The sequence below is a fragment of the Sulfuriflexus sp. genome (assembly GCF_032250955.1).
GTDB lineage: Bacteria > Pseudomonadota > Gammaproteobacteria > AKS1 > AKS1 > Sulfuriflexus.
In genome coordinates this window covers 55,128-69,674 of the sequence record NZ_JAVVES010000004.1, presented here as the reverse complement: position 1 = coordinate 69,674, position 14,547 = coordinate 55,128, and the positions used below count along the sequence as shown (strand labels likewise).

General features: G+C 48.4%; 15 protein-coding genes. 13 read left to right on the top strand and 2 right to left on the bottom strand.

Annotated features, from left to right (window positions below; all coding sequences use genetic code 11):
- Both RQ738_RS01350 and RQ738_RS01345 read left to right on the top strand, forming a co-directional pair.
- Positions 1-347: transposase (locus tag RQ738_RS01350; RefSeq protein ID WP_314161581.1), on the top strand; the 347-nt coding region annotated here is incomplete at its 5' end.
- 171 nt (positions 348-518) lie between these two features.
- A complete protein-coding gene (locus RQ738_RS01345; RefSeq protein WP_314161580.1) occupies positions 519-908 on the top strand; it encodes a hypothetical protein in 390 nt (129 codons plus the stop codon).
- 41 nt (positions 909-949) lie between these two features.
- Here the strand turns inward: RQ738_RS01345 and RQ738_RS01340 are convergent, their stop codons facing one another.
- Positions 950-2,350, bottom strand: a complete 1,401-nt coding sequence (locus RQ738_RS01340; RefSeq protein ID WP_314161579.1) for a heavy metal sensor histidine kinase — start codon at positions 2,348-2,350, stop codon at positions 950-952.
- A gap of 7 nt (positions 2,351-2,357) precedes the next feature.
- Positions 2,358-3,041 (bottom strand): heavy metal response regulator transcription factor, encoded by a 684-nt coding sequence (locus RQ738_RS01335; RefSeq protein ID WP_314161578.1) that lies wholly within the window; start codon positions 3,039-3,041, stop codon positions 2,358-2,360.
- 255 nt (positions 3,042-3,296) lie between these two features.
- Between RQ738_RS01335 and RQ738_RS01330 the strand changes: the two genes are divergently transcribed.
- From RQ738_RS01330 to RQ738_RS01280, 11 genes are all read left to right on the top strand, one after another.
- The gene (locus RQ738_RS01330) at positions 3,297-5,060 is read left to right on the top strand and encodes a copper resistance system multicopper oxidase (protein WP_409929509.1); all 1,764 of its coding nucleotides are present in this window, start codon (positions 3,297-3,299) and stop codon (positions 5,058-5,060) included.
- 33 nt (positions 5,061-5,093) lie between these two features.
- Complete coding sequence (locus RQ738_RS01325) at positions 5,094-6,143, top strand: copper resistance protein B (RefSeq protein ID WP_314161576.1); 1,050 nt, start codon at positions 5,094-5,096, stop codon at positions 6,141-6,143.
- A 267-nt stretch (positions 6,144-6,410) separates the two neighbouring features.
- A complete protein-coding gene (locus RQ738_RS01320; RefSeq protein ID WP_314161575.1) occupies positions 6,411-7,472 on the top strand; it encodes a hypothetical protein in 1,062 nt (353 codons plus the stop codon).
- Positions 7,473-7,484: 12 nt separating this feature from the next.
- Positions 7,485-7,880: a cytochrome c gene (locus RQ738_RS01315; protein WP_314161574.1), complete on the top strand. Its 396-nt coding sequence runs from the start codon at positions 7,485-7,487 to the stop codon at positions 7,878-7,880.
- Positions 7,881-7,909: 29 nt separating this feature from the next.
- A complete protein-coding gene (locus RQ738_RS01310; protein WP_314161573.1) occupies positions 7,910-8,899 on the top strand; it encodes a cytochrome D1 domain-containing protein in 990 nt (329 codons plus the stop codon).
- A 36-nt stretch (positions 8,900-8,935) separates the two neighbouring features.
- Positions 8,936-9,274, top strand: coding sequence for an NfeD family protein (locus RQ738_RS01305; RefSeq protein ID WP_314161572.1), 339 nt, complete (start codon positions 8,936-8,938; stop codon positions 9,272-9,274).
- A 41-nt stretch (positions 9,275-9,315) separates the two neighbouring features.
- Positions 9,316-9,540, top strand: a complete 225-nt coding sequence (locus tag RQ738_RS01300; protein WP_314161571.1) for a thioredoxin family protein — start codon at positions 9,316-9,318, stop codon at positions 9,538-9,540.
- A 17-nt stretch (positions 9,541-9,557) separates the two neighbouring features.
- Positions 9,558-11,876, top strand: coding sequence for a heavy metal translocating P-type ATPase (locus RQ738_RS01295; RefSeq protein ID WP_314161570.1), 2,319 nt, complete (start codon positions 9,558-9,560; stop codon positions 11,874-11,876).
- A gap of 18 nt (positions 11,877-11,894) precedes the next feature.
- The gene (locus RQ738_RS01290; RefSeq protein ID WP_314161569.1) at positions 11,895-12,125 is read left to right on the top strand and encodes an SHOCT domain-containing protein; all 231 of its coding nucleotides are present in this window, start codon (positions 11,895-11,897) and stop codon (positions 12,123-12,125) included.
- A 181-nt stretch (positions 12,126-12,306) separates the two neighbouring features.
- Positions 12,307-13,653 (top strand): APC family permease, encoded by a 1,347-nt coding sequence (locus RQ738_RS01285; protein ID WP_314161568.1) that lies wholly within the window; start codon positions 12,307-12,309, stop codon positions 13,651-13,653.
- Between the two features lie 458 nt (positions 13,654-14,111).
- A complete protein-coding gene (locus RQ738_RS01280) occupies positions 14,112-14,534 on the top strand; it encodes a hypothetical protein (RefSeq protein ID WP_314161567.1) in 423 nt (140 codons plus the stop codon).
- Positions 14,535-14,547: the final 13 nt, after the last annotated feature.

The window sequence follows — 14,547 nt, the reverse complement described above, 5'->3', positions numbered from 1 at the left end:
ACGTATTCCTGACCAACAACTTCAAGCTATCAGCCAAAACCATTGCCGATATTTACAAGGCAAGATGGCAGGTGGAGCTGTTCTTTAAATGGATCAAACAAAACCTGAAGATTAAATCTTTTGTTGGCACTAGCAAAAATGCCGTCATGACCCAGATATGGATCGCTTTGTGTGTTTATTTGCTTTTGGCCTTTCTCAAGTTTCAATCGAAGCTGCAGAAAAGCACCCAACAAATCTTACGGTTGTTACAGCTCAATCTGTTTGAAAAACGGGACTTGATGGCTTTGTTGAGAGGCGATCCACCACGCGATAATCAACACGATGTCAATCAGATGGTTTTGCTGTGAAAGTTAACGGGACAGCAGTGATGTAGGAACTATATGGTTTTAGCTATATGCATGCTCACGACTGGTGACGGGAGGCTTTTATCGTAGCCGGGGTCTATCATCCAGGAGACGGAGTTGTACATATAATCAGATTTTACGCTGTAATATAATTAACAATAAGAGGCAAATGAAATGAAACAAATATTTAAATTGCTGGCTCTGGCTTCCCTGGTGGTCTTGCTGGCGACGGGGTGTCGAACAGCACCAGTTAAGAATATAGATAATGCGCCGATAGAAGTTAGTCAAAAACACTCGTCTGGTGATATCAAGAAGGCTATTGTTCGCGCAGGTGCAACATTAGGCTGGAAAATGAAAAGTGTGAAAGATGGACACATCGTTGGCACACTTTATCTTCGTGATCACGTCGCTGTAGTGGATATTAATTACTCTAAAAATAGCTACAGTATTAAATATAAAAGTAGTGAAAATCTACATTATGACGGGACAACTATTCACAGTAATTATAATGGCTGGATTACAAACCTGAATAGAAGCATTCAGGTCCAGATTAGTACGATTTAACATACGTGTCGGCGAGATCGAAGCAAGTCCGGAAAGTTATATCAGCTTATTATCTCTGCTGGAGGAATTGGCAAGATTATACGAAACTGTGTGAATCCTCCGCTAGAGGTAACTTCGATCTTTCCGTCATGGGCATCGATAATGGACTTGACAATGGCTAGCCCGAGCCCGGAACCACTTTCTTGCCGCGATGGGTCGACACGATAAAAACGATCAAAAAGCCTTGGAAGGTGTTCAGATTCAATATCTGGACCGGGATTTTTCACATCTATATGTACATCGCCATTGCTTGATTGGTTGAGATATATACATACTGTACCGTTCCTTGGCGTATGTCGGATAGCATTAGTGAGAAGGTTATTCATTGCCTGCCGTAGCATCAATTTGTCACCAACAACGGTGACATCACCTTCGAATTTGAGCATGACGCCACGTTCTTCTGCCCATGCTTCGTAGTAATCAAAGAGGGTGTGTACTTCTTTAGCCAAGTCCACGTCAGCGTTGTTGGGTTTGCAAAGGCCATTATCTGCCTGAGCCAGATATAGCATTTCACTGATCATCTGGGCCATGCGTTCGTATTCTTCGATATTTGAACAAAGGGTCTCGCGGTACTCGTTGATGGTGCGTGTTTGAGAAAGTGCTACCTGGGTTTGGGTCATCAGGCTGGTCACGGGTGTGCGTAATTCATGAGCAATATCGGCGGAAAAATTCGATAGCCGGAGAAATGAGTCTTCCATGCGACCAAGCATTTCATTAAATGAGATAGCCAGATCGGTAAGCTCGCCAGGAACGGTGTCGGGTGAAAGGCGTGTATTTAATTCGTTAGCGCTGATCTGGCGGATCTGAGTGACAATATTACGAAGAGGGGCATGCCCTTGTCGCACCGCGATCCAGCCCATAAGGGACGTGATGACGATACCGCTTGAGATCATAAACCACAAGGTGTATCGAAAGTCATCGAGAAATCGCATGTGATAGTCGATGGGTACCGCGATGACGATGGTATAAACCTGATCAGATGTCAGCGTGTTGCCGCGAAGATGCCGGGTAAGCACGCGAAAGGTATGCTCGCCATTATTCCAGACACGCACTGAACTACTGTTAGAATTTTTTATGGGCAGTATGAGGGCGGTAGAATCAGTACCAATGCTGTTGTATATCGTTCGACCACATGTGTCAACGATATGCAATGATGCCCTGTGATGCCCTACCAGGATGTCGTTAAATCTACGTTCAAGAGAGGCAGGATCATTTTCGGATGAATTAACGAGCAATGCCTTCTCTATTGCCTGAGCTACGATTTCAAGCTCACTGACATCTTCCTCAGAAAAATGGCGTTTGATCGAATCCTCGATAAACCAACCGAAAACAAAAAACACGATAAAAGTCGAAATACCAAAGAGCAGGCTGAGTCGTAGCGTGAGTGAAGGTGGTTGGCGCATTAGCTATTTAAGCCTCATCCGGGAGATCAAGCATGTAGCCCATGCCGCGCAAGGTATGTATGAGCTTGGGTTCAAAATCCTCATCGATCTTCGCGCGCAGACGGCGAATGGCAACGTCGATGACGTTGGTATCGCTGTCAAAGTTCATATCCCAGACCTGGGAGGCGATCAGGGAACGGGGCAGTACTTCACCCTGGCGCCGCATCAGTAGTTCCAGCAATGCGAATTCCTTAGCGGTCAAATGGATATGCTGTTCTGCACGCGTGACACGACGACGCATCAGGTCTAGCTCAAGATTTGCAACTTGCAAGGTTGTTTCATTTACCAGCGCGGTACCACGCCGCAGCAGAGTACGCACGCGCGCAAGTAGCTCAGAAAAGGCAAAAGGCTTGACGAGGTAGTCATCGGCACCGAGCTCCAGTCCCTTGACGCGATCCTCCACGCTATCACGGGCGGTTAGAAACATCACCGGGACATTTCGTCCTGCTTCGCGTAATGACTTAAGGATTTTCCATCCATCAATGTCTGGCAGCATGACATCAAGAATGAGTAAATCGTAATTTTCAGTCATTGCCAGATGGTGTCCATCCAGACCACTGCGAGCGAGGTCAACAATAAACCCGGTTTCAGTAAGTCCTTGTCGGAGATAGTCACCAATCTTTTTTTCGTCTTCGACGATCAGAAGCTTCATCGATAATCCATATTACATGTTTCCTGGTCGGAGGAAGGGCAATGGCCCCTCGGTTTATATGCCATTAGTAGTGCATCCATTTCAATAGTATCAAGAGATGGTTGTTGTGAAGATGACAGAATCATTACAAAATTGTAATGGTCATGTCACGCCGCGGAAAGGGATACGGTGGTACTCTTTCTTCAATCAGGCCATTAGCAATTAATGAGGCCGTACACCTTTTTTTTGCAGAAGGATAAAATCAAGATGAGACACATTCCCGAAGCTTCCATTATTGTGCCTGATAGCTCGCGCCGACGATTCATACAAGGGCTCGCCGCTGGCGGGGTTGTTCTAGGCTTATCATCCTTTATCAGGCCGGGCCGGGCTAGCGAAGCGACACGTACTGTCACAGGCATGGCGCCTATTCTTTCCGGCACGCAGTTCGATCTCACGATTGCCGAGACGACGGTCAATTTCACTGGCACACCGCGTATGGCCACCACCATCAATGGCTCTATCCCGGCACCGATCTTACGCTGGCGCGAGGGCGAAACAGTCACGATCCGCGTCACTAATCACATGAATGTGTCTACCTCGATCCACTGGCACGGAATTATCCTCCCGTATGAGATGGACGGGGTACCCGGGGTCAGTTTCCGTGGCATCGCACCGGGAGAAACGTTCGTCTATCGCTTTAAGGTACAGCAGTCAGGCACCTATTGGTACCACTCGCATTCTGGTTTTCAGGAGCAAACGGGTATGTACGGCGCCATCATTATCGATCCTGCAGAAGGGAAAAACCGAATCCAGGCTGATCGTGATCATGTTGTACAACTATCTGATTGGACTGACGAAGACCCGATGGATGTTTTTGCCAGGTTGAAGAAGATGAGCGATTACTACAACTTTAATCAACCAACGGTGAAAGATTTCTTCCGTGATGTTGCAGATAAGGGGATGGATGTTGCTCTGGATAAACGGCGCATGTGGAACCAGATGCGTATGAGCCCAACCGATCTTGCCGATATTTCGGCCTATACCTATACATTTCTCATGAATGGTACCACCCCGGCGGGCAACTGGTCGGGATTGTTCAAGCCCGGCGAGCGGGTGCGGCTGCGCTTCATTGGTAGTGGTACCCAGAGCTTCTTCGATGTGCGAATTCCAGGTTTGAAGATGACGGTGGTTCATGTCGACGGGCAGGATGTTGAGCCCGTGACCGTGGATGAATTCCGTTTCGGTCCAGGCGAAACCTATGATGTGATTGTAGAACCCGGAGATCAGCCTTATACGATATTTGCCCAGGCAATGGATCGTACAGGATATGCACGCGGCACATTGGCTCCGCAGGCCGGTATGGAAGCCGATGTGCCTGCTCTGGACGAGGCGGAGAGGCTGACGATGGAAGACATGATGGGCAATATGTCAGCCGATAGTATGGGTGGAATGCAAGGCATGTCAGGAATGAATCACAGTGGTCATAACATGTCAGGCGACGCAGGCATGGGCAACCCCGTGCATGTACGTCACGCTAGAACCGAGTATGGCCCCAGCGTGGACATGCGCGTTGATACACCACGCACCAATCTGGACGACCCCGGCATCGGTTTGCGAAATAACGGCAGACGTGTGCTGACATATGCGGATTTGCACTCACTCGATGCCCCTCTGGATCGACGTCCTCCGGAACGCGAGATCGAACTACACCTTACTGGCAATATGGAGCGCTACACCTGGTCACTCGACGGCCTCGAATTCGGCAGGTCCAGTCCAGTGCATTTCCGTCATGGCGAGCGACTGCGCGTGATTTTGCATAATGACACCATGATGACGCACCCCATGCACTTGCACGGCATGTGGAGTGAACTGCAAAGCCCGGATGGAAAGTTCCTGGCACGTCGGCACACTATTAGTGTTCAACCAGCACAACGCGTCAGCTTTCTCGTTACTGCAGATGCACTAGGCCGTTGGGCCTGGCATTGCCATTTGCTTTACCACATGGATGCGGGCATGTTCCGCGAAGTCGTTGTGGCCTGAGTGCGGCATAAGAGAATATAGGAGAAAGCAAAGATGAATAGCAAGCGCATGAACCTTATCGTTGCTGCCATAATGACGTTAAGCGTGCCATCTGTCTGGGCAGAAGAAGCAACGAAACCCACAATGACAGAGACTGAAATGGGCGCTATGCAAGGTATGGATCACAGTAATATGAATAGTGATGCCAATGCGATGGATAGTATGTCCGAGATGGGCAGCAGCAAGATGAATAATGATGCCCGGCCGGCTGAAGACCATAGTGGTCACGATATGTCAGGTTCATCAGAACAAGCCAGTCAGGGTATGAAGGATATGAGACAAGACGATGGCATGGAGTCGGGTTCCATGTCGATGTCAATGCAGGGCGGGGAAGCCCCAGCCGATGCACGCAGCCCTGATTACTCAGATGGTTATGACTTTGGATCAATTCCGCGCCCGGAATTTGCGGATGAACATAACTTCGCGTCGCTAATGGTAGATCGGTTTGAAAACGTGAAGACTGATAAAAATAATTCAGTAACCTATGACATGCAAGCCTGGTTTGGCAGGGATTACAATCGCGCTGTATTGAAGTCAGAAGGCGATTATGATGGTGGCAAGTTGCAGGAAGCAAGTACCGAACTGTTATGGAGTCACGCGATTGCCAGCTACTGGGATGTACAAGTCGGTGTACGTTACGACAGTAGTGAAGAAGTTCCGGATCGGACCTGGTTGGCATTCGGTGTTCAGGGATTGGCACCATACTGGTTCGAGCTTGATGCTACCGGTTATGTCGGTGAAGAGGGGCGTGTCGGGCTAGCTTTTGAGGGCGAGTATGAGTTGTTATTGACGCAGAAACTGATCCTGCAGCCGAGGTTTGAGATGGATTTGTATAGTAGACGCGATGCTGCACGTGGCCTGGGCTCTGGTTTATCGGAAGCTTCAGCAGGACTTCGTTTGCGTTATGAGTTCAAGCGTGAGTTAGCACCTTATATAGGTGTGGAGTGGGAAAATAAATTCGGTGAAACGAAAGATTTCGCGCGGGATGAAGGTGAAGATACTAGCGAAACGCGATTCGTCGCAGGCCTGCGCTTCTGGTTTTGATGGCTTTCTTCCCCGGTGTGGCAACACGCTATACATCGGCTTTGAGGCGTAATCTAGTTCCAAAATAGAGAGACCAGATATAAAAAATACTTTTGCTCTTGTTTGATTGCGAAAGCGCAAAGTTGAGGGATTAACTGAGAGGATGCGCGCTGTGTTAAAACAATACTTAATGCAAAACAACTCGTTCAGTAAATAGGCGGGTGTGATATGAAGTAGGCAAGTAATAAGACTTTTTAAAGAGAGTTGTTGATTACGCGGCAGAAGACTATGGCGAGCAAGGCCGAGGTGGATTCTGTGAAGGAGGAAGTAAAAGAAGTAGCTAAGGCAAGTAGTGAATGGAAGATTGCCGACTCCGGTGTGCATCTTGCAGGTTACGGGGCTATCGGATACACCGATAAAGAACGTAATGAGGGCAGCTTCAACATGGTGACGTTTAATCCAATTTTTCATTATCAGTACAAAGACCTGTTCATGGTGGAGGCAGAGCTGGAAGTTGAGGTTGAAGATGATGGTGGCACCGGGGTGGCACTTGAATATGCCACGATCGACTGGTTGATCAATGATTATGCTGTTTTGGTGGCTGGTAAATTCTTAAGTCCACTCGGGCAATTCAGACAGAATCTGCACCCAACCTGGATAAACAGGTTTGCATCAGCACCTGTTGGATTCGGCCATGATCAGGCCGCACCATTGGCAGAGGTCGGTGCCCAGTTACGCGGTGGGTTTTCGATAATGGAGCAAGGTCAAGCAAACTATGCCGCTTATGTTGGTAATGGCCCACTGGTTGAGATTGACTCAATGGAAGGTGAGATTGAAGCGATTGAGTCAGAGGGTCTGGCTAGTAATGCGGATGGTGAATTGGCCTGGGGCGGTCGGTTTGGCATCCTGCCAGTTCCAATGCTTGAGTTTGGTATTTCCGCAGCATTTGGTGATGTGGGTCCGGAAGGTGAAGAAAGCCTGCTACGTGACTATCAAGCCTATGGGTTTGATGCTGCTTACCAGCACGGTGCGTGGGATTTTCGAGGTGAAAATATTCGTCAACGCGTAGGTTCAAAGAAAGCCAGCGCCGCACCGGATGCAGCAACGTTCAAAACATGGCACATGCAGTCTGCTTATAAATTCTTGCCAACGAAGTGGGAAGTGGTCGCCAGGTACGGTGACTATGACAGCCCGCATGCCTCACAGGATCAGGAACAATGGGGTTGTGGTGCCAATTACCTGTTTGCCAGCAATGCGATCGCCAAGATTGGCTTTGAATCAAATAATGGGCAACGTGGAGCGTCGACTGACGATGATAGATTTCTGTTGCAACTCACCTACGGTTTCTAAAAGGAATCCATCATGAGGAATTTTAATTTATTTAGATATGGCCTTATCAGTATTACAGGGACAGCCGTGGCTGTCCTGCTTATACAACTGACCCAAATTGGGACTGTGCAGGCGGAAACCAGAGAAGGGAATATTGGACGTGGCGCGGTTAAAATGACCGGTAAGGCATTGTATGAGCAATCCTGCCTGGTCTGTCATGGTGAGGATGGCGAGGCGGTTATGCCCGGTGTAAAAGACCTGTCAGGAGCCAATGGTCCGTTGTTGCAGGATGATAAGCAATTGGCCAGGTCAATTCGTGAAGGCGTACAACGAGATGGTGCCATGATGATGCCGCCTTTAGGCGGGAACCCGCGACTTACGGATAAAGACATACAAAAGATTATCTTATATATGCGCAAGAACTTTTGACAGTTTATGACTTTTTAAGGAGAAAAACGATGCACTATACAAAATTGAATATTCTTGGGCTCAGCCTGCTGGCGATTGCCGCTATGTCAAATGCGGACACAACCGTATATATCCCGTTAGGTACGGCCAACCAGGTTATAGCTGTCGATGCTGGGAAGGATACGATTACCGCAACGTATGATGGCGTTGATAACCCGCACGGCCTCGTTGCAACACCAGATGGCGAATACCTGGTAGCGGGCAGCCTGAAAGAAACAGCACTTAAACCCGGGGAAGCAAAGGATAAACCGAACAGTAAATTGTTCCTTATACACCCGGCACACGGTCACGTGATGTCAACAATCCCGGTGGCAGGCTGGACACATCATCAAGCGATTACCCCGGATGGACGCTATGTAATTTCGACGCACCCTATCCGCGGTAATGTCAGTGTAGTTGATATGCAGACCAATCAGGTAGTGAAGACAGTAACGACAGGTGCGGCACCAAACTACACACTCGTGACACGTGACGGCAAGAAGGCCTTTGTCAGTAATAGCGGGGATGGCACTATCAGTGAAATCGATCTTGATACATGGAAAGTGATACGAGAATTGAAGGCGGGGCCATCACCTGAGCATACGGTTTTTTCAGCAGATGAAAAGACCATTTATGTCGCAAATCCGCGTGCTGGCAAGGTTTCTGTTGTGTCAGTGGAAAAGGGCGACGTAGTTAAAACCTATGATATCGGCAAGAGTGTACATGGTCTGGATATCAGCGATGATGGAAATACCTTGTTTGTGACGAGCAAGAAGGAAGACAAGCTGGTTGCGGTGGATACACGGACTGACACCAAAAAATCGATTACGCTTTCCCCTGCGCCGTATCACCTGAATACGATTCACGGTACGGGGAAAGTATACATATCCAGCAGGAAGTCACCCATTATCTGGGTAGTGGATCAGAAGAGCCTGAAAGTAATTGGTGAAATCAAGTTGCCCGCAGGTGAAGCACATCAGATGGCCATAGTGAAAGACTAAGCTGTTACAGCCGAGTGATTAATTAATTTGGAGTAAATGACCGTGTGTCATCTTATCCTGCTGATGCCGTTACTGGCGATACCACTCTTCTGGTTGTGGCCTGTGTCGACAGCCGTGCCTGTATATAGCGCGGTTCTTATACTATCCGGATGGGTGTACCTCCTGGTGTTTCGGGCGATGAAACGTTCTGTCAAGACCGGTTCAGAAGAAATTTTACAAAGTGTTGGTGAGGTGATAGAGGTAGAGAATAATATAGCCAGTGTGCAGGTGCATAGCGAAATCTGGCAGGCGGAGTCTTCGGATAAGTTGCAGAAGGGTGATCTTGTCAAGGTTGTAGGTATCAAGGGTCTAACACTGAAAGTGAAACATATTTAACTGCTGAACTTGTTCGTTAGCCAACAATAAAGGAGATGAGAATGGAAGTAATGATTATTGCAACCCGAGATTGCAGCCATTGTGCGAATTTGTCTAAAGAAATAGATAACCTCGGTATCGGGCATCGCGTGGCTTATGCGGAAGATGAAATGGATTTGTGCCAGAAGCTGGATATTAGACATTCGCCAAATTTGATAGTTGATGGTAAAGTCATTTATCGGCGGCAACCCACAGAACACAAACTCCGAGAGTATTTTAACTATTAAACCAGGAGCACAAGGACATGACAGGGAACATAAAAAAGAATAATAAATTGCATGACCCGGTTTGTGGAATGAATGTTACCGAAGCATCGGAACATCACACCAGCTATGAAGGAAAAGACTGGTTTTTTTGTAGTACACATTGTCTGCATAAATTTGAGGCAAGTCCGGAAACGTATCTGAAAAAGGCTTCAGCCAGTCAGGAAAAAATTGATGCCCATGAGGGGGTATTGTTTACCTGCCCTATGCACCCTGAAATCGTGCAGGAAGGTCCGGGGGCTTGTCCAAAGTGTGGAATGGCACTTGAACCTCGTACCGTAGAGGCCGAAGAAGATAACTCAGAGCTTGTCGATATGAGTCGTCGCTTCTGGGTAGGTTTGATTCTGGCGATCCCTGTTTTTATTCTGGCAATGATCGCGGATTTAGTACCGGGCTGGTTACCGGAAGGCTTGTCATTTAAAACTGTGCAGTGGATTGAATTTTTCCTCGCGACACCGGTTGTGTTGTGGGGTGGCTGGCCATTTTTTGTACGGGGCGTCGATTCTGTCAGGACCTGGAACCTGAACATGTTTACCCTGATCGGGCTTGGTGTATCGGTCGCCTGGATCTACAGCGTAGTTGCTTTGTTGGCACCACAGATATTTCCCCCTGATATGCTGCATGAGGGCGGTACCGTCGCTGTTTATTTTGAAGCGGCCGCGGTGATTACCGTGCTGGTTCTGTTAGGACAGGTGCTTGAATTGCGAGCCCGCTCACGCACGAATGCGGCTATCAAATTGTTGCTTGGTCTGGCACCTAATACAGCACGTATTGTTCGCGAGGACGGTACTGAAGAGGATCTCCCGCTGGATCAGGTTCATCCTGGTGATGTATTGCGTATCCGGCCTGGAGAGAAAGTGCCGGTTGATGGAATAACGATTGACGGTACGAGTAATGTCGATGAATCTATGGTGACGGGTGAGCCTGTTCCGGTGGAAAAAACGGTCGATGACCGGCTGATTGGTGCGACGATTAATGGCACAGGCAGTCTACTGATGCGTGCCGAAAAGGTGGGCGCGGATACCCTGCTGGCGCAGATAGTTAATATGGTGGCTGAAGCGCAACGTTCGCGTGCGCCAATTCAGAAGCTGGCCGACACGGTCGCAGGCTTTTTTGTACCCGTTGTGGTACTGATTGCCGCTGTATCATTTTTCGTCTGGTGGTTGTGGGGGCCTGAACCGGCACTGGCTTATGCAGTGGTTAATGCGGTTGCTGTATTGATTATTGCCTGCCCCTGTGCGCTTGGCCTGGCAACGCCTATTTCGATTATGGTTGGTACCGGTCGAGGCGCGCTTGAAGGAGTGTTAATCAAGAATGCTGAATCTCTCGAGATTATGGAAAAGGTTGATACTCTGGTGGTTGATAAAACCGGAACCCTGACCGAGGGCAAGCCGAAACTGGTCGCCGTTACCACCACAGGCGATTTTGATGAGCAGCAGGCCTTGGCTCTGGCCGCCAGTCTGGAACGGGCCAGTGAGCACCCACTGGCAGAGGCTATTGTTCGCGGTGCGGATGATAGGGGTGTTGATCTATTTCCGACAGATGACTTTCAGTCAGTGACGGGGAAGGGAGTAATGGGCAAGGTTGATGGTCACATTGTAGCGCTGGGGAATCTCAAACTGCTGGAGAGCCTGGGTATAGAGGTTGGGGACCTGCCGACGTTGGCAGACAGCCAACGGGCAGATGGCCAGACTGTCATGTTTTTGTCCATCGATGGCAGTGCAGCCGGTTTGATTGGCGTAGCGGACCCCATTAAGAATACAACTGCTGAAGCCATTCGTGATCTTCATAACGAAGGTATCAAGATCGTCATGCTGACAGGAGACAGTCAGAAAACGGCTGAGGCGGTAGCTGGTAAGCTCGATATCGATCAGGTACATGCTGAAGTTCTACCTGAACGGAAGGCCGAGATCATCAAGCAACTCCAGGCCGATGGCAGAGTGGTAGCCATGGCAGGTGATGGTATTAATGATGCACCGGCACTTGCACAGGCTCAGGTAGGTATCGCAATGGGCACCGGTACTGACGTCGCCATGGAAAGTGCGGGCATAACATTGGTCAAAGGCGATCTGCGTGGGATAGTCAGGGCACGCCGCCTTTCGCGTGCCACTATGCGCAATATACGTCAGAACCTGTTTTTTGCTTTTGTTTACAACTCAGCAGGTGTGCCGATTGCTGCAGGTGTGCTTTACCCATTCTTTGGCTTGTTGCTATCCCCGATGATCGCGGCGGCGGCAATGAGTTTCAGTTCAGTATCAGTAATAACCAATGCATTGCGTTTACGTAGTGTCAAACTCTAGATAATAGTGAGGTAAATTATGATGGACAGTAGTGGAGGAATGTTTTTTGGCGGAAGCTTTATGTGGATCTTCTGGATATTGTTGATTGTTATTCTCGTTGTAGTTGTTAAGGCGATGAGTAATACGGGTGGCAGTGGTAGTAAACCCACGCAAGATGAGTCACCAATGGAGATATTAAAGAAGCGTTATGCGCGTGGCGAAATAGATGAAGAAGAGTTTGATCGGCGACGCAAGGAACTGGAATCATGATATTTATAGCTGAAGGTAATCAGAAAAAAGAGTGAATAATGGCAAAAGAGCATGCCGGTTGCACGTGGATAATAGTGGCATTTAATGTTGGAGCGTTAGAAATTCTGTGTCAATTGCGTAAAGCTGGTAAAAAGAGAGAACTAACACACCGATTAACAAGTTAGGCAACATAGGCGATATAGTGAAAGACCCGCAGGACCGAACCACGAAATATCAGGCTAATAGCTTGACCCTGATTGGGGCTGTGTCCCTGGGCACGGGTGTAATGATCGGTGCCGGGATATTCGCGTTGACCGGTCAGATGGCCCAGATGACCGGGGTGCTGTTCCCTTTGGCATTTCTTTCGGCTGCATTGATCGTTTCATTCAGCGCTTACTCATACGTGAAGATGTCTAACGCCTTTCCATCGGCAGGTGGTATCGGCATGTATCTCTACAAGGCTTATGGTAGCTCCCTAGCGACTGCTTTTAATGCATTGCTAATGTATTTTTCCATGGTGATTGCTCAGAGTTTCCTGGCCCGCACGTTCGGATCATACACAGTTCAGCTTATTGAAGCGGGCGATCATAGCATACTCGTTCCGGGGCTGGGTGTTGGCCTGTTGCTCGTGGCCTTCGTTATTAATTTGTCCGGGAACCGCCTGATTGAAGGGGTAGCCTCATTCATTGGCTTTCTGAAAATCAGTGGCATTATTCTTTTTGGCGTGGTTGGTGTATGGCTGGCAGACAGCCTCGCGGTGGATTTCACACAACCAACCCCCGAGTCAACGACCACCGGCTTTCTTGCTGCCACGGCGCTGGGCATTCTCGCGTTTAAAGGCTTTACTACAATTACCAATAGTGGATCGGAGCTTAAGGACCCCCATCGCAACGTTGGTCGGGCCATTACGATTTCAATTGCATTGTGCGTGGTCATATATACCCTGGTAGGCTTAGCGGTTGCCAGTAACCTGTCACTCAGTGAGATTGTCGCCACGCGAGATTATTCGTTGGCCGCAGCCGCAAAGCCGGCATTGGGAGAGTATGGCCTTTGGTTTACAGTGATTTTGGCAATGATGGCTACAGCTGGCGGAATCATTGCCAGCATTTTTGCGGTATCAAGAATGCTTGCCATGCTCACGGAAATGAAACTGGTGCCCCACAGTCATTTCGGCATGCCAGGCACTATTCAAAAGCACACTCTGGTTTACACCGTGCTACTGGGTCTGGCATTGACGGCGTTTTTTGATCTGACGCGAATTGCGGCGCTAGGCATCATTTTCTACCTGGTCATGGATATCGCCGTTCACTGGGGCGTACTGCGCTATTTACGCAAAGAGATTGGGGCCAGGATATGGGTCCTCATCACAGCCATTGTGCTGGATTTCGTCGTGCTCGCAGGGTTTGTCTGGTACAAGCTGGCTTCGGATTTCTTGGTTGTCGGCGTGGCTGGTGCTGCCATGGTACTGATACTGGTTTTTGAAGGTGTTTTTCTCGGCCGTCGGGCAGCGGCAGAAACCCATGCGCATCATGATCATAAATCAGAATGAAAACATGGACCTAAACCAGGAGGAGAATAATGATGTACGTTATCTGTAATAACGGGTTCACCCATAAGTCGTTTGCTGTCCCATATTTTCGTCATACCTGCGTTGGCCGGAACCTTAATGCTTGATTGCATTGCTTAATCAGTTGCTTACTGGATACCAGCTCGCGACGCTATAACATTAATGATATTGCCCTGGTTGATATGTGGGACAGTAGTGAGGTTAACGTTATCGGAACTAGTGATATATTTCGAAGGCCGGATAGATAACGTGCTGGATATTTAGACAGTTTCGCTGACACAGCATTTTGAACGCTCTCACCACGGATGACGAAAATATGTAAAACATAGTAGGAACCTTCCTGATTAGTTTGAGTCTTAGATTCTATCTACTCGGGGGATTGACATAGTCCTGCTCTGTCACTTAATCTCCTTTTACTGGAATTTTAACCATAATTAACGATGAACCTTACACTGCGCAGCATGACTACCCCAAAGAAAGCATTCAGCTGGTTACTGATGCTGGCCTTTCTGTCATTGGTGTTGTTTCCATACCATTATCACTTGCATCATACTGACACAATGAATGACGCAGGTATGCCTGCAACGACGCACGTTCTGGATACGCATTTTTATTCAGGTGCTAATGCTTTAGATGAGCATCCTGATGATCATGATGAAAGACATACCATTGAACATTCTTCTGATATCACGATTAAGTCCTACAAACTGCAGTTTCCTGTTCTTGCATTACTGCTTTTCATCTCATTACTGATTACGCTTGATACGCGTAACAAGCGCTTGCCACGTCCAACACCGGGTAAAACTCGTCCGCCATTAATCCCCTTTAGCACACCTCTTCTACGCGCCCCGCCGCAATCCTGACAAACATCTCTCT

Excerpts from the sequence above, each read along its gene's own strand:
- RQ738_RS01310 (WP_314161573.1), top strand. The coding sequence starts at position 7,910 with ATGCACTATACAAAATTGAATATTCTTGGGCTCAGCCTGCTGGCGATT.
- RQ738_RS01300 (WP_314161571.1), top strand. The coding sequence starts at position 9,316 with ATGGAAGTAATGATTATTGCAACCCGAGATTGCAGCCATTGTGCGAAT.
- RQ738_RS01340 (WP_314161579.1), bottom strand. The coding sequence starts at position 2,350 with ATGCGCCAACCACCTTCACTCACGCTACGACTCAGCCTGCTCTTTGGT.
- RQ738_RS01305 (WP_314161572.1), top strand. The coding sequence starts at position 8,936 with ATGACCGTGTGTCATCTTATCCTGCTGATGCCGTTACTGGCGATACCA.
- RQ738_RS01280 (WP_314161567.1), top strand. The coding sequence starts at position 14,112 with ATGAACCTTACACTGCGCAGCATGACTACCCCAAAGAAAGCATTCAGC.
- RQ738_RS01345 (WP_314161580.1), top strand. The coding sequence starts at position 519 with ATGAAACAAATATTTAAATTGCTGGCTCTGGCTTCCCTGGTGGTCTTG.
- RQ738_RS01290 (WP_314161569.1), top strand. The coding sequence starts at position 11,895 with ATGATGGACAGTAGTGGAGGAATGTTTTTTGGCGGAAGCTTTATGTGG.
- RQ738_RS01325 (WP_314161576.1), top strand. The coding sequence starts at position 5,094 with ATGAATAGCAAGCGCATGAACCTTATCGTTGCTGCCATAATGACGTTA.
- RQ738_RS01335 (WP_314161578.1), bottom strand. The coding sequence starts at position 3,041 with ATGAAGCTTCTGATCGTCGAAGACGAAAAAAAGATTGGTGACTATCTC.
- RQ738_RS01315 (WP_314161574.1), top strand. The coding sequence starts at position 7,485 with ATGAGGAATTTTAATTTATTTAGATATGGCCTTATCAGTATTACAGGG.
- RQ738_RS01320 (WP_314161575.1), top strand. The coding sequence starts at position 6,411 with ATGGCGAGCAAGGCCGAGGTGGATTCTGTGAAGGAGGAAGTAAAAGAA.
- RQ738_RS01295 (WP_314161570.1), top strand. The coding sequence starts at position 9,558 with ATGACAGGGAACATAAAAAAGAATAATAAATTGCATGACCCGGTTTGT.